Below are 2,188 nucleotides of genomic sequence, written 5' to 3'. Positions count from 1 at the left end.
GCCGGGCGCCAGCGGCCCCGGGTCGCGCCCGCCGTAGCCCCCGCGGAATGGGAACCCCGCCGCGGCCATAACGTCGCCGAGGCCGTCCAGCTTGGTGGCGTCGTCCGCCATCAGCTGGCGCGAGGCGAAGGCGCGGGTGTCCGGATAAGCGCCGGTCGCCGCCACCAGCTTCTCCAGCCAGTCGGGCTCGGCGTAGGCGTCCGGGTTGAGCAGGGCGAGCCAGCGACCGCGGGCCGCCGCAGCCCCGCGGTTCACTCCGCCGGCGAAGCCCAGGTTCTCGCCGTTCTCGATCAGCCGCAGGGACGCATCCTGCGCCGCGGCGGCCTGGGCCGAGCCGTCCGGCGAGGCGTTGTCCGACAGGATCACCTCGAAATCGCGGAAGGTCTGCGAGTTGAGAGAGGCCAGGCAACGCTCCAGCGTCGGGCCGCTGTTGTAGACCACGATTACGACGCTGACCTGGGGCGCGGGCTTGTCATCCGCCGCAACGCGCGTCATGCGAAAGCCCGCTCCAAAACCGTTACGCCCATGACCGCCATTACGCCGCTCGCCATCCCCGAGGTTCTGCTTATCACGCCTAAGCGCCACGGCGATGCGCGCGGCTGGTTCGCCGAGACCTACAATCGGCAGGCCCTCGCCGAGGCCGGCGTGGCCTGCGAGTTCGTGCAGGACAACCAGGCCTTCAGCGCGCGCCGCGGCACCGTGCGCGGGCTGCACTACCAGGCCGCCCCCCACGCCCAGGCCAAGCTGGTGCGGGTGCTGCGCGGGGCGATCTACGACGTGGCCGTGGACATCCGCGATGGCTCGCCGAGCTACGGCCGCTGGGTGGGCGCGACCCTGACGGCGGACGGCGGCGAGCAGCTCTTGGTGCCGCGCGGCTTCGCCCACGGCTACTGCACCCTCACCGACGATACGGAGCTGTTCTACAAGGTGGACGGCTATTACGCGCCGCAGGCCGAGGGCGGCGTGAACTGGCGCGACCCGGCGCTCGGCATCGACTGGCCGATCGCGGCGGAAGAGGCGACGCTGAACGCCCGCGACGCGGCGCTGCCGGCGCTTGCCCAGCTGGAGCCGGTCCGGTTCTGATCCGGGGCCCCGGATGAGCGCGGCTTTCGACGTGGTGGTGGTCGGCGCGGGGGCGGCCGGCATGATGTGCGCCATCGAGGCCGGCAAGCGCGGCCGCCGCGTGCTGGTGCTCGACCACGCCAAGGCGCCCGGCGAGAAGATTCGCATCTCCGGCGGCGGGCGCTGCAACTTCACCAACGTCCACGCCGGCCCGAAGAACTTCCTCTCGGCCAATCCGCGGTTCGCCATCTCGGCGCTGTCGCGTTACCGGCCGGCCGACTTCATCGCCCTCGTCGATCGTTATGGGATCGCCTGGCACGAGAAGACGCTGGGCCAGCTGTTCTGCGACGGCTCCTCGCGCCAGATCATCGACATGCTGCTGGCCGAGATGGCCGCCGCCGGCGCGGAGCTGCGGCTGCAGGCGCCGATGGATCGGCTGGAGCGGGAGGGCGAAGGCTTCCGCCTCTTCGCCGGCGGGGCGGAGATCGCCTGTTCCTCCCTGGTGATCGCCACCGGCGGCAAGTCGATCCCGAAGATGGGGGCGACCGGCTTCGGCTATCAGGTCGCCGAGCGCTTCGGGCTGGAGGTCACCGAGACCCGGCCGGGCCTGGTGCCGCTGACCTTCGAGGCGGGCCTCCTCTCGCGCCTCGCGCCCCTGGCGGGGGTGGCGGTGGACGTGCGGGTCGGCTGCGGCAAGACCCGGTTCGAGGAGGCGATGCTGTTCACCCACCGCGGCCTCTCCGGGCCCGCGATCCTGCAGATCTCCTCCTACTGGCGCGAGGGAGAGGCCATCGAGGTCGACATGGCCCCGGGCGTCGACCTGTTCGAGGCCCTGCGCCAGGCCCGAGCCGCACAAGGCCGCCAGGCGGTGCAGACGGTGCTGGCCCAGCATCTGCCGAGGCGCCTCGCCCAGCTGATCGCCGAAACCCACGGCGCGAGCGGCAACCTGGCCGACGCGGGCGACAAGAAGCTGCGTGCGGTCGCCGAGGCGGTGAACGCCTGGACGGTGAAGCCGGTGGGATCGGAAGGCTACCGCACCGCCGAGGTCACCCTCGGCGGTGTCGACACCGCCGAGCTGGACTCCAGGACCATGGCCGCTAAGCGCGTCCCGGGCCTCTACTTCATC

3 protein-coding genes are annotated in these 2,188 nt (G+C 71.9%); 2 read left to right on the top strand and 1 reads right to left on the bottom strand.

The genetic code is table 11. The features are described 5' to 3' along the window. Positions 1-495, bottom strand: a 495-nt coding sequence (locus VHK87_RS08485; protein ID WP_329634467.1) for a glycosyltransferase family 2 protein, incomplete at its 3' end; no start/stop codon positions are given. Positions 496-525: 30 nt separating this feature from the next. Here VHK87_RS08485 and rfbC point away from each other — a divergent pair. Continuing rightward, on the top strand, positions 526-1,083 hold the full coding sequence (gene rfbC, locus VHK87_RS08480; RefSeq protein ID WP_329634466.1) for a dTDP-4-dehydrorhamnose 3,5-epimerase: 558 nt from the start codon (positions 526-528) through the stop codon (positions 1,081-1,083). Positions 1,084-1,096: 13 nt separating this feature from the next. After that, positions 1,097-2,188: NAD(P)/FAD-dependent oxidoreductase (locus VHK87_RS08475; RefSeq protein WP_329634465.1), on the top strand; the 1,092-nt coding region annotated here is incomplete at its 3' end.

The sequence above is a fragment of the Phenylobacterium sp. genome, assembly GCF_036263695.1.
Taxonomy (GTDB): Bacteria; Pseudomonadota; Alphaproteobacteria; order Caulobacterales; family Caulobacteraceae; genus Phenylobacterium.
Note: the sequence above shows the minus strand (reverse complement) of the source record. Positions and strands in the feature narration are given on the sequence as shown.

Bases quoted from the DNA above. Each gene is read 5' to 3' on its own strand.
- rfbC (WP_329634466.1), top strand. From the start codon at position 526: ATGACCGCCATTACGCCGCTCGCCATCCCCGAGGTTCTGCTTATCACG.